At 50.2% G+C, this 22,391-nt stretch carries 23 protein-coding genes; 12 read left to right on the top strand and 11 right to left on the bottom strand.

The genetic code is table 11. From position 1 onward, the window contains the following. Positions 1 to 118: 118 nt before the first annotated feature. Complete coding sequence (locus BFC17_RS16115; RefSeq protein WP_070177507.1) at positions 119 to 1,225, top strand: 1-acyl-sn-glycerol-3-phosphate acyltransferase; 1,107 nt, start codon at positions 119 to 121, stop codon at positions 1,223 to 1,225. Here BFC17_RS16115 and BFC17_RS16110 read toward each other — a convergent pair. From BFC17_RS16110 to BFC17_RS16090, 5 genes are all read right to left on the bottom strand, one after another. Next, on the bottom strand, positions 1,200 to 2,162 hold the full coding sequence (locus BFC17_RS16110; protein WP_070177506.1) for an alpha/beta hydrolase: 963 nt from the start codon (positions 2,160 to 2,162) through the stop codon (positions 1,200 to 1,202). The two genes, BFC17_RS16115 and BFC17_RS16110, sit on opposite strands and share 26 nt — an antisense overlap. Before the next feature lie 154 nt (positions 2,163 to 2,316). After that, positions 2,317 to 2,532: a YgaP family membrane protein gene (locus tag BFC17_RS16105; protein ID WP_070177505.1), complete on the bottom strand. Its 216-nt coding sequence runs from the start codon at positions 2,530 to 2,532 to the stop codon at positions 2,317 to 2,319. Positions 2,533 to 2,541: 9 nt separating this feature from the next. After that, complete coding sequence (locus BFC17_RS16100) at positions 2,542 to 3,870, bottom strand: hypothetical protein (RefSeq protein WP_070177504.1); 1,329 nt, start codon at positions 3,868 to 3,870, stop codon at positions 2,542 to 2,544. Then, positions 3,870 to 4,685 (bottom strand): outer membrane lipoprotein-sorting protein, encoded by an 816-nt coding sequence (locus BFC17_RS16095; RefSeq protein WP_070177503.1) that lies wholly within the window; start codon positions 4,683 to 4,685, stop codon positions 3,870 to 3,872. The genes BFC17_RS16100 and BFC17_RS16095 overlap by 1 nt, the downstream gene beginning before the upstream one ends. 9 nt (positions 4,686 to 4,694) lie before the next feature. Then, positions 4,695 to 7,247, bottom strand: coding sequence for an efflux RND transporter permease subunit (locus BFC17_RS16090; RefSeq protein WP_083271783.1), 2,553 nt, complete (start codon positions 7,245 to 7,247; stop codon positions 4,695 to 4,697). A gap of 210 nt (positions 7,248 to 7,457) precedes the next feature. Here BFC17_RS16090 and BFC17_RS16085 point away from each other — a divergent pair, with 210 nt between their 5' ends. From BFC17_RS16085 to BFC17_RS16040, 11 genes are all read left to right on the top strand, one after another. Continuing rightward, entirely contained in the window at positions 7,458 to 8,657 is a 1,200-nt protein-coding gene (locus BFC17_RS16085) for an MFS transporter (protein WP_083271782.1), read from the top strand. A gap of 221 nt (positions 8,658 to 8,878) precedes the next feature. Further along, positions 8,879 to 9,460 (top strand): TetR/AcrR family transcriptional regulator, encoded by a 582-nt coding sequence (locus BFC17_RS16080; RefSeq protein ID WP_070177502.1) that lies wholly within the window; start codon positions 8,879 to 8,881, stop codon positions 9,458 to 9,460. Further along, positions 9,457 to 10,392 (top strand): DMT family transporter, encoded by a 936-nt coding sequence (locus BFC17_RS16075; protein ID WP_070177501.1) that lies wholly within the window; start codon positions 9,457 to 9,459, stop codon positions 10,390 to 10,392. Before BFC17_RS16080 ends, BFC17_RS16075 begins: the two co-directional genes overlap by 4 nt. 95 nt (positions 10,393 to 10,487) lie before the next feature. Next, positions 10,488 to 11,987 carry a leucyl aminopeptidase gene (locus BFC17_RS16070; protein WP_070177500.1) on the top strand — a complete coding sequence of 500 codons (1,500 nt, stop codon included), beginning with the start codon at positions 10,488 to 10,490 and terminating at the stop codon, positions 11,985 to 11,987. A 98-nt stretch (positions 11,988 to 12,085) separates the two neighbouring features. Continuing rightward, entirely contained in the window at positions 12,086 to 12,157 is a 72-nt protein-coding gene (gene pqqA / locus BFC17_RS22950) for a pyrroloquinoline quinone precursor peptide PqqA (RefSeq protein WP_073324441.1), read from the top strand. A 160-nt stretch (positions 12,158 to 12,317) separates the two neighbouring features. Further along, positions 12,318 to 13,241 (top strand): pyrroloquinoline quinone biosynthesis protein PqqB, encoded by a 924-nt coding sequence (pqqB, locus tag BFC17_RS16065; RefSeq protein ID WP_070177499.1) that lies wholly within the window; start codon positions 12,318 to 12,320, stop codon positions 13,239 to 13,241. 12 nt (positions 13,242 to 13,253) lie between these two features. Continuing rightward, complete coding sequence (gene pqqC, locus BFC17_RS16060; RefSeq protein ID WP_070177498.1) at positions 13,254 to 14,012, top strand: pyrroloquinoline-quinone synthase PqqC; 759 nt, start codon at positions 13,254 to 13,256, stop codon at positions 14,010 to 14,012. Then, entirely contained in the window at positions 14,013 to 14,288 is a 276-nt protein-coding gene (pqqD, locus tag BFC17_RS16055) for a pyrroloquinoline quinone biosynthesis peptide chaperone PqqD (RefSeq protein WP_070177497.1), read from the top strand. Further along, entirely contained in the window at positions 14,281 to 15,411 is a 1,131-nt protein-coding gene (gene pqqE / locus BFC17_RS16050; RefSeq protein ID WP_070177496.1) for a pyrroloquinoline quinone biosynthesis protein PqqE, read from the top strand. Before pqqD ends, pqqE begins: the two co-directional genes overlap by 8 nt. Positions 15,412 to 15,418: 7 nt before the next feature. After that, a complete protein-coding gene (locus BFC17_RS16045) occupies positions 15,419 to 16,867 on the top strand; it encodes an insulinase family protein (protein ID WP_070177495.1) in 1,449 nt (482 codons plus the stop codon). A gap of 264 nt (positions 16,868 to 17,131) precedes the next feature. Continuing rightward, positions 17,132 to 17,920: a siderophore-interacting protein gene (locus BFC17_RS16040; RefSeq protein WP_070177494.1), complete on the top strand. Its 789-nt coding sequence runs from the start codon at positions 17,132 to 17,134 to the stop codon at positions 17,918 to 17,920. On the opposite strand, the gene BFC17_RS16035 is transcribed toward BFC17_RS16040, so the two are convergent. The 6 genes from BFC17_RS16035 to BFC17_RS16015 all read right to left on the bottom strand — a co-directional run bounded on the left by BFC17_RS16035 (position 17,917) and on the right by BFC17_RS16015 (position 22,383). Next, positions 17,917 to 18,516 (bottom strand): DNA-J related domain-containing protein, encoded by a 600-nt coding sequence (locus tag BFC17_RS16035; protein WP_083271781.1) that lies wholly within the window; start codon positions 18,514 to 18,516, stop codon positions 17,917 to 17,919. The genes BFC17_RS16040 and BFC17_RS16035 overlap by 4 nt on opposite strands. 61 nt (positions 18,517 to 18,577) lie before the next feature. After that, entirely contained in the window at positions 18,578 to 19,453 is an 876-nt protein-coding gene (locus BFC17_RS16030) for a DMT family transporter (RefSeq protein WP_070177492.1), read from the bottom strand. Between the two features lie 141 nt (positions 19,454 to 19,594). Beyond that, a complete protein-coding gene (locus BFC17_RS22615) occupies positions 19,595 to 19,735 on the bottom strand; it encodes a hypothetical protein (protein WP_175439584.1) in 141 nt (46 codons plus the stop codon). A 125-nt stretch (positions 19,736 to 19,860) separates the two neighbouring features. Further along, a complete protein-coding gene (locus BFC17_RS16025) occupies positions 19,861 to 20,208 on the bottom strand; it encodes a Fis family transcriptional regulator (protein ID WP_070177491.1) in 348 nt (115 codons plus the stop codon). An 18-nt stretch (positions 20,209 to 20,226) separates the two neighbouring features. Beyond that, positions 20,227 to 20,802 carry a DUF502 domain-containing protein gene (locus BFC17_RS16020; RefSeq protein ID WP_070177490.1) on the bottom strand — a complete coding sequence of 192 codons (576 nt, stop codon included), beginning with the start codon at positions 20,800 to 20,802 and terminating at the stop codon, positions 20,227 to 20,229. A 72-nt stretch (positions 20,803 to 20,874) separates the two neighbouring features. Next, positions 20,875 to 22,383, bottom strand: coding sequence for an ADP-ribosylglycohydrolase family protein (locus BFC17_RS16015; protein ID WP_070177489.1), 1,509 nt, complete (start codon positions 22,381 to 22,383; stop codon positions 20,875 to 20,877). Positions 22,384 to 22,391: the final 8 nt, after the last annotated feature.

Raw genomic sequence — 22,391 nt, 5'->3', positions numbered from 1 at the left:
AAACGAAATTCTGGTCATCTGTCTTTAACTTTAGTCTGCAATAATGCTTTCCGGACTACCCAAATCGCTGAATGTGCGTACAATGTGCGCTTTTTGTTAACCACGATAGCAGCATATTATGACCGTAGACTCCGATCCGTATCACGATATTCGCCCCTACAACGACGCCGAAGTACCTGCGTCTATCGAGCGGCTGATCAACGATCAGGAGTTTATCGATGCTATCGTTAATCATCGTTTTGAACACAGCCCGCGGTGGCTGTCCTCACTGTTAAGTCCGCTGGTTAAGATATTTTTGCGTTTTAAATGGCGTAAATTTAAAACCGTAGCGCAGATACAAAACGAAGTCGGCGTGTTTATGGAATCCTTGCTGCAACGCACCAGTCAGGGTATCACTGTCACCGGTCTCGACAAACTCGACCCGTCCAGGGCTTATATTTTTATTTCCAATCACCGCGATATCGCCATGGATCCGGCGCTGGTTAACTTTGCCCTGCACCGGGCCGGCCATGAAACAGCGTTGATCGCCTTTGGCGACAACCTGCTTAAAAAGCCCAGCGCAACCGAGCTGTTGAAGCTGAATAAAGGCTTTGTGGTTAACCGTTCAGCCAAAGCCCCAAGGCAATTACTCAAAGCACTCACGCAGCTTTCAAACTTTATTAAGGATAGCCTGACAAGCAATCAGTCTATCTGGATTGCTCAGCGTGAGGGCCGCGCTAAAGACGGAATGGACAAGACCGATCCGGCCATTCTGAAAATGTTTTACATGGCGGGTAAACAGCAAAAGCTGGAATTTTCTGAGTACATGAAGTCGCTGAATATCGTGCCGGTGGCCATCTCTTACGAAAATGATCCCTGCGACCTGGCAAAAGCCAATGAGCTTTATCAACGCCAGGAGCTCGGCAGTTATAACAAAAGCGAATTTGAGGATATCGACAGTATTATTCAGGGCATCATTGGCAATAAATGCCGGATTACCGTTGGTTTTGGTGAGGTGATCACCGCCGACTTTGCGACCCCGGAAGCGCTGGCTGCCCATATCGACGAGCAGATTTACGCTAATTATCAGCTTTACCCGGTTAATTACCTGGCCGCTAAAGAGGATTGTGCCGACATTACTCAGGCTTGCCGCGACCGTTTTGCCGCCAAACTGGCAGAGTTGCCCGAATCAGCGCATCCCTACCTGATAGCAAATTACGCTAATCCGGTAAAAAACGCCCGATAGCCGCCATCAGAACGGCATTAAACTGCTTTGCCATTGCGGTGTCCGGCGCCACTGATTCAAAAGCATGAAATGCGCCGGGTACTTCATTTATTTCCACGCTGATGCCGCATTGCCTGAGTCGTTCAGCAAACGCGTGGTTTTCATTGAAAAACAAATCCAGCTCTCCCACCCCGATATAAGTTGGCGGCAGGCCGGTAACAGATTCCGCTCTGGCGGGTACGTGATGGGCGGGAATTTTAGCGCTGCCTGGCGCTTTGCCTAAAAAGGTTTGCCAGCCGTAACGGTTTTGCTCTGCTGTCCACAAATAGCGGCCTTGATGCTCCGGCGGTATCACGGTACTGCCGGTCCGATCATCCAGCATCGGGTAAAGCAGCGCGAGGCCTGCCAGTTCAACATCGCTTGTCTGCGCACAGCGCAACGCCAGGTTTGTTGCGTGACAACCACCAGCACTGACGCCCAGCAGGACTATTTTTGCCGCATCCAGCCCTAATTGACCAGCCTGACTAATCACCCATTTAAGCGCAGCAAGATGCTGTAACTGGGCTTCTTCTGCCAGGACTTCCGGGGCAAGCCCATACTCAACCGACACTACCACTGCATTCAGCGATTTCGCCAGCGCCTGCATGCGCGGCAATGAATTCTGGCAATTACCCATTACCAGGCCACCGCCATGAAAATGCAGTATGACCGGTTTGGCTGAGTCGCCGGTATTGTGATTAATCAACCACAACCTGAATCCCCGGTAGCCGTCTCCCGCGGCAACATCAGCAATCTCATAAAACACATCAGGCAGAGGCTTTGCACCGCCAAACTTGGCCCGTTTACGGTAAAAGCCCAGGTTAGCGCCATTGAGTGGGGGCGACTGCTCGGTAAGTTGCATTAACGCATTTAGTGAAGGGAGAAGTTCAGGGGCAACCAGCGGGTCTTTGCTATCCATAGGGCGGCGATTGGTGGAGAAAGCGATAGCCCATACTAGCTAAAAAAAAGCCCCGAAACTACCGGGGCAAAGATTGGATGGAAACATCCTGCAATGAGATATGGTTATAAAGTAAGCATTTACTTACACAACTTACTCTTAATAAATCATAATGTTACTGATTTAACGCCAGCTCTTTTTCGGTTTTAAAGCCAAATACCTTGCGAAGCACAATGGTGGCCGGGCAAAAGCCGGTAAAGCTTTGCTGGAACAGGTTGGCGCCAATAAACACGGTAAACCATAAAAAGTTTTCGTGAACAAACCAGGTGAGTGCCACAGACAGTAACACCATAAATCCGGCAAACGCGGTTAACGCTCGTTCTGCAGACATAATCAGCTCCTAATAAAAGTATCTAAAAGACGCATACACATTGCTGGCGTCCTGAAATTGTGAGTAAAAAGTATGGGGTTCATCGCCATAGAACAGGTTAAAACCGCCATTCACCTGCCAGTCGTCCACCGGTGAGTACGTTGCACGGAATTTCATGTAACCATCATCGTCGGTAGGCGAATAAAAGTTAAACCAGTTGAGCGTTAGCGTTTGACGCAGCGCCCGGTACATTAGCTGGGTTGTAACCACATGACGTGATTCTTCCTGCTCGTATTGCGGCCAGTAAGAATTCGCCATCATGGCATCATGATCCACCATCTGCTCGGCATACCACTGCACGCTACCGGTCAGGTTGGCAATCAATTCCTGCTCGTAACCAACCAGGAATCGATGCTGACTGTTAGGCACCAGAGGATTAGTACCATCACTGTCTTCAATCGCATCATGGTAAGCGTATTCCGCTTTTGCCAAACCCGGTCCGAATGGTTTTACCGCACTGGCCCCCCACACATTTAACCGGCTGTAGCGCGGCAGGCCCTGCTCATCTGCAGCCATGGGCGTCTTGTTGTAACCACGATAGCCATAAAACGCGAATTCGGTCTGCCCGACCGTTTTGTAGACCCGTAGCGCCCATTCCGCATTGTCCGGCTCGTTTTTATCCAGTACGTCAAACTCCGGGGCCACGTTCATGCCGAATTGCGGGTTAAAAAACGAGAAATACTCGCCGTTAATGCCGTTATCCGGCTCAAACTGCGGCGTGACGACGATATCCACATTGGCCCAGTCAAAGTAACCGGACAGCTTGGCTGACAAACTTGGCGCTTTTAAATACTCATCATCGCGACCAGCAAAAAACGACTGGTAATCTTTCGGGAACATATCGTTAAGAAACACATAGTCGCCGGTGCCCCAGGTCAGTACCTGCTGGCCAATTTTGGCATCAAACTTACTGCCCCACTCGCCAAGAAAGGCCAGGTTGCCTTGCCAGGCGGCCTCGCGGATTTGCACTTTTACGCTATCGAGTACGCCGTCGTAATAGAGATCACCGCGAAATGCCAGGGTAGAGGCTTCCAGGGTGTAATCGGCCTGCAACTGCACACGCAAATCGCGCAGGGTTTTATCAGCCGCCAGCGCCGGATCATCCTGCAAACGCTGCCCTAAGGCGATTTCACCAAAGCCGGCCCAGGTAAATGGCGAGACTTCTTCGACCTCTTCAAAGTCATCCCAGGCATCCCATTCATCACCGGTTGTCTGGGCTTCCTGCGCCAGTACTGAGGCAGGAATGCTTGCTGCGGCCAGCGCCGTAACCAGCGCAATTTTAAGCAATGAGCGGCGCATTATTTGATCCACTTAACCGGCGGGCTACGCAGGCTGCGTTCAGTAAAGACGTCATCCGGCAAGCCGATGTTATATTCAGAACCGCGGAATTCCATCAGGGTGTAACCACCGTTAGTCAGATCAGACACCTTTGAGCGCAATACAGTTGGGAAACCCTGTACGTCACTGACTTCCACAGACTCTACCCGACGATAGTTAGTATCGTCGCTTTTATAGAAATTGATCAGCACCGGCAGTGAGGTCGCTTTATCAATTTCCACCACGTAATAAGCAAACTCGACGGAGCCGGGGTCTTTGGGCACGGCTTTAAGCACGTAACGTTCGGCGTTTTCTTCTACCAGTGAGAAATCATCCTGCGACACCGCCCGGCCGGACACGTCTTCATAGAAGAAGTGCGAACCCACAAAAGACGTACGTTTATCACCTGCGGAGATACGTTTTACCAAATCCAGCGCAGGCAGATACAACCAACGGTCGTCATCCACATTGGTATCGGCGTGTTTTTCTACGCGGAATACTGTGTCTTTCACATCCGTAGGGCGGGAAAAGAACACCATCATTTTCTGGTCGCCGTTATCTTCCACGTCTTTACGCAAAATGGTGAACTGGCGTAATTGTTTACGGCCCTGACTGTCCACAATCATCATGCGCGCATCAGAACGGCCATCTTCGCCCGCGTAATAAGCGGCTTTTTCCGCTTGCTTAATCAGTTGATTCACATCCACCTCCGCCATCGCGGATGACATAATTGTCAGACTGGTGGCTGCCATAATTGTCGCTGCAAGGGTGGTTTTAGCAAATTGAATTAATTTCATCACTACTCCTTAATTCGCCGACTTAAATACAATTTTACGGCCCAGGCTCATTACCGCCGGTAACAACAGAAGCGTTACCAGTGCGGAGATAGCCATAATACTCGCAAGAAATACACCAACAGTGATGTACGGTACGAGTGGTGCAAACAGCAGCGGCGTAAAGCCTAGCGCAATAACCAGAGCATTGCGGGAAATAGCCGTTGCCGGTTCTTCAAACATAATAGCCATTGTTTGCTGAACGCTACCTGTCTGCTTGTAGGTAGCACGGGCGCGCTCCAGAAAGTGGATGGCAAAATCCACCGACAGCCCAAGGGTTAACGCAGAAAGAACGGCAATCGGCATATCGTAGTCTTTGCCGACGATACCAATCAGGCCATAAATAAAGGTAATGGTGATGGTGAGTGGCAGCATCGCCAGAATGCCGTAAACCAGTGAGCGGAACAGCACAATCATCATCACAAACACAATAACAAAGGCACCCATCAGACTATCGAGCATGCCGGCCACCATGTTTTCCTGCCACACCACGTTTAAGTAGGCTTTACCGGCCCAGTCAGCCTCGATACCAGCTGGTAACGGGTGTGTCTCGATATAGTCTGCTACCAGTTGCACTACGGCGGTCATGTCCTGGTTGTCGCCACTGGTTAACTGTAACCATACCAGCGCAGCACGGTAATCCGGGGTAACAAAATGCCATAAATCATTAGGACGGTGAGAAGACTGGTACTGCAACAATGTCTGCGCTACGGCGCTACTGGAGTCAGGCAGCTGATAATCCGCCTGTTCGCCAGAGCGCAGTTCACGATTCACTACTTTCACGACATCCGGCAGGGCGTTGGATTTACCCACCAGACCAGAGTCTTGCAGCGCCTGCTGTAACCCTTCAATGTAAGTCAGTACTGCCGGATCCTGGAAGGTTTTACCCTGGCTATTGGCCGCTTCTACCTTAGCCATCACGCCATCCAGATAATCCGTTTCGGCACTGGTTACGTCATCAAAAAGCTTATCGTCTATGGCAAAAATCAGATTCTGTAATGCCTCAGCCTGTGCGCCATCTTTCACCGCAGCAAGGGTTTCATCGCGCCATTGCGCCAGCGACTCAGGCATATCACCAGAGGACAACATAGACTCGGCGGTAGCTTGTTCAGTGCGATCGGTTAACACCAGGTAGGCATTATAAGTACCAGCAAAGTTTTCATTCAGAACGCGGTCGGCGACCCGAATCTCATGATCAGATTTAAACCAGCGAACCGGGTTATCATTAATCTTAATTTGAGTAACACCCCAGGCAGAAATGGCAAAAATCACGCCAAAGGCCACCAGCAACGTGCCTTTGTAACCAGTTGCAATTTTACCTAATCCACGTGCTATCCGGGCAATGCGCGAACCGTCTCCGTTTTCGTCCTGATGTAAGGCTTCCTGCAGATTGTTCAGCGCTTTATCGCTCATGCGCGACAGATATGCCGGAATAAACACAATAGTCACCAAAAACGCAAACAGAATGCCGAAGCCCACAAAAGCACCAAAGATTTGTACTGGTGGAATAGGCGTTAGCATCAGTGAAAAGAAGCCCACAGACGAGGTAATTGAGGTATACAACATTGGCGTAAACAGGTGACCCACTACTTCTTTGACCACTGCCTTTAAGTCTTCCCCGGGTTTATAGCGGTCGGAAAACTCCGACAGGATATGCACCGAGTCCACTACCGCTATGGGCATCAGGAAAATAGCAATCATTGAAGACATGATGTGCACGGTAAAACCAAAGCCTATCAGCAGGCCCATAGTCACAATAACCGTGGCCATCGCCACAACCATGGGCGCAATAATCAGCGGAATATTACGGAAGAAGATGAACAGCAGAATAAAGATTGTCAGGCCGGCTAAGGGCGCGGAAATCCCCATTTGCACAAACATCTCAAAACCAAACTGATCCTCTGCTACCGGCAAACCGGTGATATACCACTGCTCGGTACCTTCAAACTGATTGATAGTGGCGCGGATCTCTTCGGCAATACGATAGCTTTCGTTTTTATCCAGAATCGGGACGTAGATGGCGGCCGCCTTGCCGTTTTGCGATACCAGCGTGTCATACAATAACGGCAGGCGTTCTATATTGGTTTGAATTTGTTCAGCCGCCGCATCAGAAACCGGTGGATTTGGCATCATCCATTCAAATCGAATAGTGCCCGGACCGGCCTGAGAAATATTATCTACCGTGGAAATCGACATTAAATCGGCATCGACCACCCCGTCAATTGCCAAAATTGACTGAGTCAGGTCAAAAATGTCAGTCAAAGATGACTGATTGTAAACACCTTGTGAATTATGGTCATTCACCATACCCACCACAATGGCATCGTACATGCCAAAATTAGCTTTGGTGGCATTGTGAAAAACCCGTGCCGGATGCTCTGCATCCAACATGTTCTCAGGGTCTGTATCAATGGTAATCCGTGGGATCTGGCTACCCACACCCAAAGTCAGAATCAATAATACGGCATACACCCACAATGGTTTTTGGGTACTCACCGCAACAAGTTTGCTGGATAAACTATTCATAATCACCGTCGTTAAGACAATAAAGGATATTACTACAGAGCAATATATGCGCCAAATCTAATATAACAAGTAATATTTTAGCTCTGTGGGTAAGTTTAGGTGGTTTGTTCTATGTCATCGGTATCGGTAACATTCTGACCTGAGGCGAGAATTCTTATTTACCATGGTATTATAACCATTCTGTTTCGTGACCGGACCCTCTGCTACCCGATGACCTTTCGCCTCCTGTTTTTCTCTCTGTTAGCAACAGCCATGGGCCAGTCTGTGGTGATGACAACCCTGCCGCCACTGGGACGTGAGGTAGGCTTGAGTGAATTCAACGTCGCTTTTTTAATGTCGAGTTCGGCGATTATGTACGCTTTGGGTAATGCATTCTGGTCGAGGATTGGCAAAAAGCGTGGCTACCGGCGCATTCTCATCATTGGTCTGAGTGGCTACACCATGGGTACCCTGATTTTTGCGTCGGTGTGGTTTGTCGGTTTACAGGGCTGGCTTGCAGGCAGCGCGCTGTTTGCAGCACTGCTGCTATCCCGTACCGGTCAGGCCACCATCATGTCGGCAACACCGCCGTCGGTGGTAGGTATGGCCATCGCCATCAGTAACGATAACGAACGTGTAAAGGCCATTAGTAAGGTGTCTTCAGCCCATAGCCTTGGGCAAATTCTTGGTCCTACCTTTGCGGGACTCATGGTAAGCATTCATCTGCTGGCTCCGCTTTACGGCATTACGCTGATGACGCTGATAGCCGTAGTCCTGGTCTGGCGATTCCTGCCTCAGGTCCACGCCGCCTCCGCCAATGCTCCCGCGGGAAGCAAAGCCAGTCAGCCAGCACGAACCATCCAACCTTTTGTACCAGTGCTGATTGCCATGAATGTCAGTGTGTTTCTGGCTATCGCCATGATGCAACAGTCCCTGGCGTTTTTCCTGATTGATCATCACGGGCTAACCACCACAGAAGCGGCACAGGCGGTTGGCCTGGCAATGATGATAAGTGCAGTCTGTGCACTGACGATTCAGGTCACGCTGGTACAACGCACCAGCATGCATCCGGGCAATCTGCTGAAAATTGCTTTTCCGTTATTGTCCATCGGCTATCTGATCATCTACCTGCATCAGCAGCCCATGCACCTTTATATTGCCATGTTATTTTTAGGCAGCGGGCTAGGCATCAGCTATCCGGCAATTGCCGCCTTAGCCAGCTCCAGTTGCAAGCCGGAGAATCAGGCAACCGTCACCGGTTTTATCACCGCCTCTCCGGCCATGGGTTATATTATCGGGCCGCCTATTGCAGCAACGCTCTATAGTATGGGTAATCGAATGCCTTTTATTGCCGCCTCTGTGTTGCTGGCGCTGGTAACTGTGATTGCGATAACACATTTACGCGCCCGCCCGACAAAAGTTAATCCCTAGATTTTTCAACAGCGCCAGGTGATGCAACGGCGTCAACTCAACCGCGGAATATCGTCATTAATGGCTTACCTCTGCGCCAAAACCAAAGCTAGACCGATCAGTACAAGAACAAATAGATTCAATAGCTACAAAGAATAGTTATTGATTTCACCGGAGGTTTAACTTGATTATTGAAAATCACTATATAGACTAGTCTGTATAGTTGTAGCACAGAGCATAACATGAACAAAATCACAGCCCGGGAAAAACTGCTAAAAGCAGCGGGCGAATTATTTTATAACAATGGCATCACAGCCACGGGAATTGATTCGGTAATCAACCGCGCCGGCGTTGCCAAAATGTCGCTGTACAACAATTTTAAATCAAAGTCAGATTTAGTTGCTGCCTATATTGATGCGCGTCATCAGGAGTGGCTGGATTTATATGCAATCCGTTCTGCTAACCTGGCCAACGGCTGGGAGCGGGTTCTGGCCATTTTTGATGCTTATCAGGACCATGCTGAATTTGACTATCAGAATGGTTTTCGCGGCTGTGGTTTACTCAATGCCGCCGCCGAAATGCCAGCCAACAGTATTGAACGGGAAGCGGTTAACCGACATAAACAGGAGGTCCGCGCGATCGTTCACCAGCAATTAAGCGAGCTGCCATTTACCGATGATTCACCAGCACATCTGACACAGCTCACCGAACATATCTGCTTTTTGTTAGAGGGTGCTATTTCACTCGCCGGGCTGAGCAAAGATACCGGTGCTATTACCCGGGCCAGAACCATGGCCGACCAGTTAATCGAGCAGGCCCTATGAAGACTCAGCCAAATTATTATGCTGGCATTCTGGCGGTAGTTATTGCGGCGGTACTGTGGGGAACCACAGGCACCGCGGCTACTTTTGCCCCCCAGGTGAGTCCATTGGGGATCGCCTCCGTCACAATGGGTATTGGCGGGTTGCTGCTGGCATTGTTGGCAATCCGGCCTATCAGACAGCATAGATTAGCCCTGTTTGAGGCTAAGTATCTGGTGTTTGCCGCGGCGCTTAATGTGGCTATCTACCCCCTGGCTTTTTACAGCGCGATGAAGTTTTCCGGTGTCGCGGTGGGTAATGTGGTTTCCATCGGCATAGCGCCTATTGCCGCCGCTTTAATTGAATGGTTTTACGACAAACAGGCGCTAAACAAAAAGTGGCTGTTCAGCATTGTATTGGGCGTTACCGGGGTTGTCCTGCTCGCTACGGCAAAGCCAGCTTCTTCGTTTGAATCTGCCGCTACCAACTGGCACAACACCTTAGGTATTTTATTGGGTCTGGTTGCCGCTTTTACCTATGCCATGTATTCGTGGATAGCGCGACGTCTGATTGATAAAGGTATCGCTTCGCGCGCAGCGATGGGGAGCATGTTTGGCGTGGGCGGCCTGATGCTACTTCCGGTGCTGCTAATCACCGGCGGCCCCATTCTGGCCTCGTACAACAATTTCGGCGTAGCCATGTATATGGCGCTGGTGCCGATGGTGCTAGCCTATTTGTTATTTGGTAAAGGGTTAGCCGTGGTGCGCGCCAGCCTGGCTACCACGATTACATTACTCGAGCCTGTGGTTGCCGCATTGCTGGCTGTAACCATTGTCGGCGAGCAGCTCACGCTGACAGGCTGGCTTGGCATTGCTTTAATCAGCACCTGCCTGCTGATTGCCACGGTAAGAATACCTCGCCGTAAAATAAATGCCGCCGCGTCACAAGCCCACTAGCCTGTTTCACGGGCAGAGCAGTTAGCGAAACCAGGCTGTAAACGGTAGACTGGAGTCATCATTAAGAAAGGCTTTAACGCACAGGAGCAGTTGCTGTGATTATTAAAATGCATCAGATAGTCCCCGGCCAGATAGAGCAGCAAGACCCGGAGCTGCTTGTTTTACTGGTGCCAGCCGGTCAGTCCGGCTTTACCGGACACGATTATCCGCAGGCGCTGACAGACACCATCAGCCACTATCAGGCATTGGGCGACTGGCATGAAAAAAGTAAATACTTACTATGTTTAAGCCCTACACAGATTAAAGCCAAACGATTATTGTTAGTAAACACTGACATGGATATCCCAGTTTCGCAGGCGAGGCAGACAAGCCAGCTTATCGACGGTACGCTAAAGCAGCTTAACCTCACCGAAGCACAGCTTTTTATGCCGCCATGGCTAACCAACAGCCAGCGGTTAATTCACGCTTTATACCATGCATCCTATCGGTTTGCTGATTATAAAACGTCACCGCAGCCCGCCTTGCCAGAAAAAATCGAATTACTGGTTTGCAATGACGAACTGCAAGATGAGCTGGCTTACGCCACAGCCTTACACACCGGCAAATGCATCAGCCGTGATTTGGCAAATATGCCCGGTAACTTATGCACACCCACTTATTTTGCGCAGCAGGCGCTTTTACTGGCTGAACGCTATAGCAGCATAACAACCGAAATCCTTGATGAGCAGCAGCTGGCTGAACTTGGCATGGGAGCCTATCTGGCCGTTGGGCGTGGTTCGGCGCAGCCAACCTGCATGCCGGTAATGCATTACCGGGGCACCCTGTCTGACGTACCAACCATTTGGGTTATTGGTAAAGGCATTACCTTTGATACTGGTGGTATTACCCTTAAAAAGCCGCCGGGTATGCAAAACATGATTTACGATATGTGTGGCGGTGCCGCCGTAGCAGGCCTTATGGCTGCACTGGCTGAACTAAAACTTGCGGTTAATGTAACCGGCGTTATCGCCACCGCCGAAAACATGCCTGATGGCGATGCCTTTCGACCCGGCGATATTCTTACCACCATGTCCGGCCAAACCGTGGAAATTATCAGTACCGACGCCGAAGGCCGCTTAGTCCTGTGTGATGCCATTACCTATGCCAGGCAACATAACCCCGCGTTAATTATTGACGTCGCCACCCTTACCGGTGCGCAAATAGTGAGCCTCGGCAGTCACGCCAGCGGTTTAATGGGCAATTCCCCGGCGTTAAATCAGGCGCTGGAGAAAGCCGGCGAAGACAGCGACGATCGCGCCTGGACTATGCCGATATGGCCTGACTATCAGGAGCCTCTGGACTCACCTTTTGCCGACATGCGCAACGCAGGTAGCAATTCACCGGGCATGATTACTGCCGGTTGCTATTTAGCCCGCTTCGCCGGTGACACGCCATGGGCACATCTTGACATCGCTGGCACCAGCTTTCATTATGGAACAGGAAACAGCGCAACAGGCAGACCACTGCCGCTGCTTTTACAATTTTTACGAAATTATAGCAACTTAAGCGCTGCGCAATGGTCGATAGATACGGACGCTTGTGGATTTTTACCCTAAAGGGATTATAAAAAGTAGTTCCAAAGTAGGATTTTTTTTTAGCTAGGCGAGTCCTACAATCATCTAAGTGTTAAAACGAAGTTAATAAGGAGCCCGTTATGTGGACTAAACCTCAATACACTGAAATGCGTTTAGGCTTTGAAGTTACTCTGTACATCAGCAACAGATAATTTCTTACTCAGAGCATCTGCTCTGGAAACGTCATCTCGACAATACCTATAAAAGGTTGCGCTTTAGCTTAAAGTTAGTGCAGCCTTTTTTATTGGTAACGCTTTTAATCATTTATTACCTGCCGCATAAGCGACAAGGTAACCAATCAGGGTTCATTGCATGAAGATTCTGATCCTGGGTGCGGGCGCCGGGGGCGGCTTTCCACAATGGAACTGCCACTGCGACAATTGCCGTGGCGTGCGCGAAGGCACCATCAAAGCATCTCCTCGTACTCAATCAAGTATTGCAGTTAGTGCTAACGGCACAGACTGGGTATTAATTAATGCTTCTCCCGACCTGCGCCAGCAAATCAATCATACACCAGAGCTATGGCCGGTCGATAAAAACCAGCAACGGGGCACCAGCATTCGCTCGATTATTCTGACCGACAGTCAAATCGACCACACTACCGGCCTGCTTACCCTGCGCGAAGGCCTGCCATTACCGGTATATTGTACCGATGTGGTGTATGAAGATCTCACTACGGCATTTCCGTTATTTACCATGCTCAAGCACTGGCATGGCGGCCTTGAACGTCATGGTATCGATACCGATTACCAAGCCGCTTTTACGCCTCAGGGCGCAGAGGGCCTGGTGTTTAATCCGGTGGTGCTGGAGTCAAATGCGCCGCCTTACTCAAGCTATCGCGATAAAGTGGTGCCCGGCAATAATATCGGCCTGCAAATTACCGATACAGCCAGCGGCAAAAGCCTGTTTTACGCGCCGGGTTGCGTACAGGCCAGTCCATTAGTGGAGTCCATGCTGGACCAGGCCTCCTGCGTATTGTTCGACGGCACCTTATGGCTCGACGACGAAATGATCCAAAAAGGCTTTAGTAACCGTTTAGGCAGTCAGATGGGGCATATGCCGGTAAACGGGCCAGACGGCACAGTAAGCCTGCTGAATCGCTTTAATATTGATCGCAAAGTGCTGATTCATATCAACAACACTAACCCGGTTCTGAATGAAGATTCAGACGCGCATCAGTATTTAACTGATAACGATATTGAACTGGCATACGACGGTATGCAAATTACGCTATAAAAGAGGTATCCCATGAGCGATCAACGCCCCTGGAGTAAAGAAGAGTTCGAACAAAAGCTGCGCGCCAAAGGCCAGTACTACCATATTTACCACCCGTTTCATCAGGCGATGAATCAGGGCAAATGCAGTAAAGAACAAATTCAGGGCTGGGTAGCCAACCGTTTCTTCTATCAGATGTGTATTCCGATCAAGGACGCGGCTATTCTGGCTAATTGTCCGGACATGCAAACCCGCCGCAAATGGATCCAGCGTATTCTGGACCACGACGGTGAAGAAGGTGATCCGCGCTTAGGCGGTATTGAAGCCTGGTTACGCCTTGGCGAGGCCGTGGGTCTGGATCGCCAGGACATTCTGGACGAAAAGTTACTGCTCCCCGGTGTTAAATTTGCCGTGGGTGCTTACGTTAACTTTGCCCGCCGCGCCACCTGGGAAGAAGCGGCCTGTTCATCATTAACCGAAATGTTTGCTCCGGAAATCCATCAAAGCCGCCTGGACACCTGGCCAGAGCATTACCCATGGATAGACGCCGAAGGCTTTAAGTACTTCCAGATGCGCCTGGGACAGGCAAGACGAGACGTTGAACATGGTTTACAAATTACGCTGGACCATTTCACTACCCGCGAATTGCAGGAAAAAGCGCTTAACATTCTGCAATTCAAGCTGGATGTCTTGTGGTCGCTGGCTGATGCGATTAGTCTGGCCTACGAATTCGATCGTCGCCCGTTCCATGGCGTAGCCGATCAAAGTATTTGCCATAAGGGGTTAATGTAAGTGAGTGAACTCGCCACGAAAGTACCAAAGTTAAACCGCCTGTTTAAATTTCAGTTTGAAAAGGCCCAGGATTGCTACGTACTGCTGTTTCCCGAAGGTATGATAAAACTCAATGGTAGCGCCTCGGCTATTTTGCTGCAGGTAGATGGCGAAAAAACCGTGGCTGATATCGTTGCGGCACTGGTAGCTGAATATCCTGAAGCCGAGGGTATAGAAGAAGACGTGTTAGCTTTTTTTGAGCACGCCGAAGAAAAACGCTGGATTAATTATGTCTGATACGCCATCGGCCAATCCTAACCAGCCCGGCCCACCATTGTGGTTACTGGCAGAATTAACCTATGAATGCCCGCTACACTGCCCATACTGTTCAAATCCGGTCAATCTTGGGTCCCGTGAGCAGGAATGCGATACAGAAACCTGGTTAAAGGTATTAAGCGACGCCCGTGAAATGGGCGCGGTACAGCTGGGTTTTTCCGGCGGCGAGCCGCTGCTGCGTAAAGATTTGGAACAACTGGTAGCACACGCCAGTGGTCTGGGTTATTACACCAATTTAATCACCTCAGGCATTGGCCTTACCGAAAAACGTATCGCGGCGTTGCGCGAAGCCGGACTGGACCATATTCAGCTGAGCTTTCAGGCGGCTAATGCCGACGCCAACGATTTGATTGGCAATAAGCGCCACTCCTTTGAGCAAAAACTTAAAGTAGCCAAGCTGGTGAAGCAGTATGAATACCCCATGGTGCTTAATTTCTGTCTGACTGCACAAAATATCCATCAAATCGAAGAAGTGATGGCACTGTGTTGTGAGCTGGAAGGTGACTACGTGGAGCTGGCCACCGTACAGTACTACGGCTGGGCGTACCTGAATCGCGATCATCTGCTACCAACTCAGGCGCAATTAATCGAGGCCGAAGCCAAAGTTAACGCCTTCCGTGAAAAACAGCAGGGCAAAGGCCCGCATTTTATTTTTGTAACGCCGGATTATTACGAAGAACGCCCTAAAGCCTGCATGAATGGCTGGGGAACCACGTTTTTAACCGTAGCGCCGGATGGCAGCGCGCTACCTTGTCACAGCGCAAAAATCCTGCCGCTGACCTTTCCCAATGTGAAAGAAAAGTCGGTGCGGGATATCTGGTTTGATGATTTTTCGTTTAACCATTTCCGTGGTTACGAGTGGATGCAGGGCCCATGCAAAACCTGTGACGAAAAAGAAAAGGACTTCGGAGGCTGTCGTTGCCAGGCCTATATGCTTACCGGCGACATGTATAAAACCGACCCGGTGTGCGCAAAATCGCCGGATCATCATTTAATGGCCGAAGCCGCAGCAAAATCTCAAACGCCTCAGCGCGAATTAGTGTATCGTGACCCGAAAGTCACTATCCCAATCACGGAAATCTGATTCAACCATGGCACACCAGACGCGCCTGAGCAACGGCCTCAACGTTGTCAGCTTTAAACAACCCGCCCAGGAATACGGCGCTGCCTTTGTAGTGCCAACTCCTGCGGTCGATAGTTCCGGCATTGCGCATCTGGTTGAACATCTGGTTTTTCGCTACTCCGACCGCTACCAACAGCGCCATGCCCTGTTCGCAGCCAACAGCGTGTTGCCTGTCAAAATAAACGCCTCCAGCCATAACGGGTACAGCTATTTTTATGCGGTATCGCCCAGTAAATCCGTACTCCTGAAAATAATTGGCTATCTGTATGCGGGCTTACAGCAAATGGAATACGCTGGCGACGATATAAAACGTGAGCGCGACGGCGTCATTGCGCGCGAGTTAGCCATGTATGAAGCCACCCAGGGCTATCAGTCACAAATGAGTATCTGGCGTGGCGACAGGGCACCGGATTGTTACCATCACTGGGGCGGCTATTGCGATACGCTGGCGCAGATCTGTACCGACGATGTTACAGCCTACAAGAGTCAGTATTATCAACCAGAGCACATTACCTTGTTACTGGCTGGTGTTGAAGCCGACGAACTGCCACTGCTTTGCACCACCAAAGGCAAGTCTGGCGAGCAGACCTATGAACCCAAACAGCATCGCTTTTTCAGCGATACGTTGCAGGATGATTATATTTTTAGCTGGTGGCTGCCAGAGTGTTACATAGACGGACTGCTATCCGCGCAGGAGCGTCTGAGCCAGAGCATGCAACGTTTTGGCATGCGCGTATTTATTGAAGACTCACCCAACCACCAACAAAAGTTTGCCCTGCGGCTGATTGGCCGGCCAGGACAGCTCATGGCGGCACAACAAGCTTTGATAGACCAGGCACGGCAACTGCATATTGTGCCCAAGCAGCATCTGTTTTTTGAGTCCAAGTATCCCGAAACCATTAATGCCTTATTGGCCTGGTACCATGGCCAGCAGCCGCTGAACCGCAAGGTTGTGGCGCTTTCTCAGGCGCTGGCGCTAACCCCGGTAATCACCGGAGCCCGGCCACTGAAGAAACCAGTTATCCGCATTATGGATCGCAAAACCGAAGTAGAAACCACCTGTCCGCTGGTTAGCGATACGCTGGAAAACCATACGCCGCAAGTGCCCACTGAGCTCCCAGGCCGTTTAAATCCGCTGGCTTTGCTGCTGGACGACAAAGAGCACTTTGCCTGTGACCTGCAGGACTGGATTTACCAGTATTCACTGGCAGGCATGACGCCAGAGCAGCAAAACACCCTGATAACCGGCGTAATGTGTGATGAAAGATTATGGCTCCCTCGCACCGCCGGACATTGCTATGCCATGGGCGTACAGCGGGTAGAAAACGGCCTGCGCATATACGGTGTGATGGACGATGAGCCTCACCAGCGCCGCGAAGCCATTAACCAGCTGCTGGCGCTGTACCGTCACGCCTGAGCCCTGTCTGGTCATTCTAATTTATGGAACATCACGTCCCATTCATTTCACTTTATTGCAAATGATTCTCATTTATAATAACGACAGATGAGATAAATGCTGCGCCCGTTGCACACGCAGACAATGAAAAAAGCAGTATGATGTATACAAGCTAGTCCCAGTGCCAACAACCAGTATGCAGCACGCATCGGGTTGCCGGGCCATTCACCTTTCCTCATTACACGGACGATCAGGACGGGTTCATAACCATAAAAAGGAGTCGCTATGAAAAAACGTCAATACTATACGCTGGAGGTTCTCCGTACCGAGCGTGTTTCCCCTAATTTACAACGTCTGGTATTAACCGGTGACGACCTTATGGCATTTCCGGCGGCACCACCGGGCAGTTACATTAAACTGTTATTCAATCAGTATGGCGAACCACAGACTTCGCTGCCTCAGGAAGACCAGAAAATCCTGATGCGCACTTACACCGTACGCCATTTAGACCCACAGGCACGCACTCTTACCGTAGATTTTATGCTGCACGGTGATGGTGTAGAAGCCGGACCGGCTTCCCACTGGGCCCAAACAGCAAAGGTCGGTGATGTTATTGTGGTTGCCGGACCAGGCTCGTCAAAAGGTCTGGCCGAACAGCGCGACTGGGTAATATTACTGGGTGATATGACGGCCCTGCCGGCCATTAGCGCACAACTGGAAGCCATGCCAAAGGATACGCGCGGCTATGTCATCATTAATATTGTTGATGCGGCCGACCAGCAGTCTCTTACGGCACCCGAAGGTGTAGAAATCAGCTGGCTGACGCAGCCAACCAGCTCCGGACTGGCAAAAAGCCTGCACGATGTCCAGTGGCTGGAAGGCACGCCAGCGGTGTGGGCTGCCTGCGAGTTTTCTTCTATGCGTGCCATTCGTAGTACGCTGGATGTGGAATTTAATGTGCCACGGTCACAGGTATACGTTACCAGCTACTGGCGCGAAGGACGCTCTGAAGACCAGCACAAAATTGATAAACGCAAAGACGTGGAAAGCTATAACGCTGCGGTTGCCGGTTAGTCCATTACCTTACACAGGACCCGGTAAGCCTGGCTGATAGCCTGGGCTTTTGCCGTACTGCCGCCCTTATCAGGGTGGTGCTGCTGTAAAAGCTTGCGGTACTGTTTTTTGACCAGCGCAGGCTCCAGCGGCAAATCGCTCTCCAGCTCCAGGGTCGACCTGGCCGCAGTTACGTCGCTGGCGGGCAGGGTTTGGCCCGCCATACGCTGCCAGAAATCATCCAGTAGCGCGTTAACGTCGTTACTGTTGGTGTCAGTAAAATTATCCCAGTTTAAATAATAGGCCTTTAGTCCGTCGTGCCCGGTAAGCGCAGCTTTACTCTGAGTAACCGGCTTTAACCTGATAGCCAGCGTATGAATATCCAGCTCTCCCACGCCCGCCTGTCGCCATTCTTCGCTAAGCCGGTAAAGGGCATTGAACAGCGCAAAATGACACTGAAACATGGCTAGCGGCTCGCTAAGCTCGATGCCGGTAAACAGCAGCCAGGGCGGCGCTTGTAACTGCTTAATCAGCTGATATTCCGAGATGCCCTCTGCCAGCAGAGGTTTGCATTCTGTCAGTGCTTCCAGCAAAACCGGATCGGTATAATCAGACAAGCTGTTTCCCAGTTGATAGGTAATGCATTAAGCCTAGCGTGGTAGCGCTGATAAAGCGAGACTAGGTCCACATTACCAGCACGGCCGCCAGGCCAATTAACACCAGACCAATAAATTCATGGCGGCGCACCGGCTGCTTAAACCAGAAAATGGTGATCAGCATTGTGGTAAAGACCTCTAACTGACCGAGGGTTTTAACGTAGGCCACATGCTGCATGGCCATAGCCGTAAACCAGCCAATTGAACCTAAACAGCTGGTAATACTGGCCGCCACCACGGTACCAGGCCGGGCTGCCAGTTTTTTAAAGGTGTCGGGTTGTCTGGCATAAATAAACGCACACAGCAGCACCGTTTGAAAGGATAACAGCCAGAATAATACCCAGCCCGCAGCTGGCACAAAAGGAATGCCAAGCGCATGTGCGGCTTCCCGCGCATAAAGGGAAGTGAGGGCAAAACAGGTACCGCAGGCCAAACCAATTGCCACGGTTTTTGCCGACAAATCGCCGCCTTTACGCCAGCCACTTAAAACAAACACAGCCGCCGCACCAATCAGGATCCCCAGCCAGCCCAGCAAGGTCAGGTTACTGCCAAAAAACAACATACCTAACACACCGGCCACCAGCGCCTCGCTTTTGGCCAGGCCTGCACCAACGGCAAAGTTTTTTTGCTTAAACAGCACTACCATCAGCGAGGTGGCGGCTATTTGTAACACTGCCCCCAGACTGATAAACACCCAAAAGCGCAGCGAAAACTCAGGCACACCAAGATTGCCCTGTACCGAAACCGCATACACATAAATTGCCACCAGCGGCGGCGCAAACAAAAAGCGTGAGAGCGTAACGCCAGCTGTTGGCACCGTGCTACTCAGCTTACTTTGGATGGCGTTACGAAACGTTTGAAACACCACGGCCATCAGGGTGAAGAGGATCCAGGTCACAGGCTTTGTATTAATTAATAAAACAAGAAGGGTCGCTAGAGTACTCTATTCTGGCAGGCAATGGGCAGATAAATATCAAGAAACTAAGACGATAAGGCGCTTAAGACAGGCAAAGGGCTTAAGCCCCTTGCCTGCTGCTGACTAACCAAACAGAAACACTTTTAAGCTTGCCATCATGGCCGGGTTACCGGCTGTAACGGCGACCATAGCTGAACTAAAAGCCACCAGTGCCGGAGCGTATTTCTCGAAAAATGCAGGTTTATTTTTTGCTGAAGTTGTCATTGCGATTTCCTTTTAAGTGAATAAGAACAAGTCATTTACTCTAAAGAAACTGCAATCGATAAAGGTGTGACAAAAATAGTGAATTATTTTTTGCTGATTATATAAAAGGTTTGCTGTTGCGCCGCTTAGCAGTGGATAAGGCGCTTATCCCAGTCGCCCTGATGTTCGCGTTCGCAGCTTTCCTCGCTGTCGAAACACACATGGCGGCGAATATCTTTTACCTTTATCCCCACTTTTAGCAGATGACTCTGGATAAGCTGGCGCAGCTTTTTGTCATGCTCTGACTCTGTCAGCTGCAAGACGTCATTATCTGTCGAAAATACGCAGGTTACCATCAAACTACCGGGGAAATGCTCATACCGGGCAGTATGCGTTAGCCACACAAACCCAATATCCCAGTCCTTGGCAGTTTCGCAGGCCAGAGTGAGGGCTTTTACTACATTGTTATCGAGCTTCTTGATGGTCTTTTTCATGCTAGCCGAAACCTGAGCTTACTTTGCTTCTTTCTCAATGGAGTTACCGCCGGTCACGGCAATCCGCATAGCGGTTTCCACATCAATATCCAGCAGGGTGACCTTGTCACGCTCCAGATAAACCGTGTAGCCGCCAATCTGATAACTCAGAGGCAGATACACCGCCACCTTGTCTTCATCCGGAAACAGCTTATTAGCCACTTTATCGCTGGTCATAAAACCCACGAGCTTCATACCGTTAATCTCTACCGCTACGGCTTTTCTGCTGTCTGACTCTTTCTTAACTTCAAACAGTTCCACTGCATCCTGCACCGCACCAAATAAGGTTTTTACAATCGGCACCCGGGCAAAAATGCGCTCACCCAGCAAAATAATCCAGTTAAACAAATAGGCGTTAATCAGTATGCCCACCAGGGCCAGCGCCAGGATTACGGTAACAACCCCTAAGCCCGGAAAATAGTAGCGTGCGGGTAACAACGGCGATAACAACGCTTCGGTAGTACCAACCAGCCACACCAGAAAATAAATGGTAATCGCAAAAGGCAAAATGGTAAGCAGGCCTTTTACAGGTAATAACAACAGTTTATTAAACATATTTGCCTTTTAAAAATACCGGGCGGGCATTGTAACCCACCACAACCGGAAATCTAACCGCGCGCCTGTAGGTTACTGGTAAACAGCAATACTGTTAAGCTGAAGATACGCTTCGCTGTTGTGATTATTCAGCGATATCTTCATTTTGTGCTGGCCAGCCGGCAGGGTGAGATCCCAGTTTAAAAAGAAGCGACGGGTTAAATAATTTACTGGCGCAGTAACGGTTTTTGGCGGGTTATCATCAATTTGGATCACCGCCTCAATCACATCCCCCTCATTACCAAAGGCATCAGCAATAACCACAATTCCTCTGCCTTCAAACTCGTAGAGAAAATCGTCTGGCATGGTAATTCCCCCCTGGTAATCCGCCAGGAAAAAGGGATCGTAGCGATGTTTATCCGCCGGTTTCAGATCTGCGAAAGACTGCTCCAGCGGTTGTGTAACTGGTGCCTGCACAGCAATTGAAACCTGGCTATCCTCGACTTTGCCGCCATTTCTGCCAATATTGGCCAGCGCATGTTCGTAAGAAAGCTTATAGACCTGCTCAAGAGTGAGGGTAGTGTACGGAAAAGGTTTATCAGCAATGGCCTTCAAACCGTTTGTCCATTTTGGCGAAATAGCCTGGTAGCCAGAAATAGCGCCTAAAATCCCTAAGGCGGTAGCCGGATTACAGTCGGCGTCGTCACCCGCGCGGGTAGCAATATCCATGGTTTTAGCAAAATCCCCTTCACCATACAGTAGCGCCAGTACAACCCAGGCCGCATTGATTTTTGCGTCGATATTAAACGGCCCCTGAATGCCCTTGGGATCCATATCCAGATGCGCCCACTTGCGATGCACCGCAAACCACGCCTGTCGCCAGTCGGTTTTGTTATCCGCATATTCGGTGACGACGTCACGAATAATCCGATAGAACAGGCTCTCTTTGGGCACCATCTTAAGCGCGGCATCAACAATAGCTGAAATATCATTCTGCACCAGCGCCTGCGAGTACATAGAGGCAACGAACAAACCGCCGTAGTAACCATCGCCATAATTCATGATATGACCCACTTTGTCGGCGTATGCCGCCGCTGTATTTGGCATTCCCGGGGTCATAATGCCGATAAAATCTGACTCAATCTGAAAATCAATATCGTCGGCCGCCGGGTTATTCTGCCAATGGCCAGATTCGGTAGCCGGAATACCATTTAACAGGTTATTCCGCGCCACCTGATTAGCAAACCATAAGGGATACGCTGCGTGGGCGAACGCGTCGCCGTAATCCTGGGCGGTGGCATCCAGCCCTTTTTCGGCGATCACGTTAACAAAAGTCAGATCCACATAGATATCATCGTAAGCACCAGGCTCGCTGTTAAACAGGTCAGCAATGCTGTTAGCATGCCAGTCTAACCGATGATTATCCGGGATCATGGTGCTCATATATTTGAATTCCACAGGAAAGCCGTAAGTAACACCAATAACCTGCGCCGCCCATGCACCTTTGATCTTATCTTTAAGGGCGTCTTTGGAAAGCGTTACTGTTTCCCCGTGGACCAGCCACGGCAAAGCCAACAGCAACACTACTGCAAATTTTTTCATTCTTGGAT

This window comes from Marisediminitalea lipolytica, assembly GCF_001758465.1.
Lineage (GTDB): Bacteria > Pseudomonadota > Gammaproteobacteria > Enterobacterales > Alteromonadaceae > Alteromonas > Alteromonas lipolytica.
The sequence above is the reverse complement of the archived record's forward strand: the minus strand, read 5'-3'. Positions and strand labels throughout refer to the sequence as shown.